Source organism: Klebsiella sp. A-Nf5 (assembly GCF_002810545.1).
GTDB classification, from domain to species: Bacteria; Pseudomonadota; Gammaproteobacteria; order Enterobacterales; family Enterobacteriaceae; genus Klebsiella; species Klebsiella variicola.
In genome coordinates this window covers 1-518 of the sequence record NZ_PIOG01000188.1, presented here as the reverse complement: position 1 = coordinate 518, position 518 = coordinate 1, and the positions used below count along the sequence as shown (strand labels likewise).

Sequence of the window (518 nt, the reverse complement as noted above, 5' to 3'; positions counted from 1 at the left end):
GAACATCATCTTCTTCTGCATCAGCCTCATCATCTTGAGGTTCATCATTTTCTGATGGCTCTTCATGTAATACTATTTGCCAATCAAGTATTGTAACATCAGATTTCTTTGCAATTAAAGTTAAATAATCCAAATCACTTACAACTTCAGGTTTATAAACGGCACAAATCTTCCCTTTTTTGGAAAAAATTTTTGTTACTTCTTGGGCATCAAATTCGTGCTGATCTGCAGGACCATTATTATAAGCTTTGTCATCAATAAAAATAATATTCTGAATAAAATTATTCGTAACGGTTTCCGAGAGCTCAGTAAATGTATTCATTTTATTCTTCCACCATGGAAATTTTGAACGTCACTGTTGAACCATCTCTAGGCTCATCCAAAGTCAAATGATATCCTATTGTTTCAAGAACTTCATTGCTGATGTGCAATCCCATTCCACGGCCATTATTTTTTCTGGAAAATCCTAGGCCAAATATTCTATCTCTATCGCGTTCATCAATCTGCGAACCGTTGTT

General features: G+C 34.7%; 2 protein-coding genes. Both read right to left on the bottom strand.

Features of this window, described 5'->3' with window-relative positions; genetic code table 11:
- Positions 1–322, bottom strand: a 322-nt coding sequence (locus CWM53_RS20115) for a response regulator receiver domain (RefSeq protein ID WP_264755256.1), incomplete at its 3' end; no start/stop codon positions are given.
- Between the two features lies 1 nt (position 323).
- A partial coding sequence (locus CWM53_RS20110; protein WP_133124365.1) for an ATP-binding protein occupies positions 324–518 on the bottom strand: 195 nt, incomplete at its 5' end.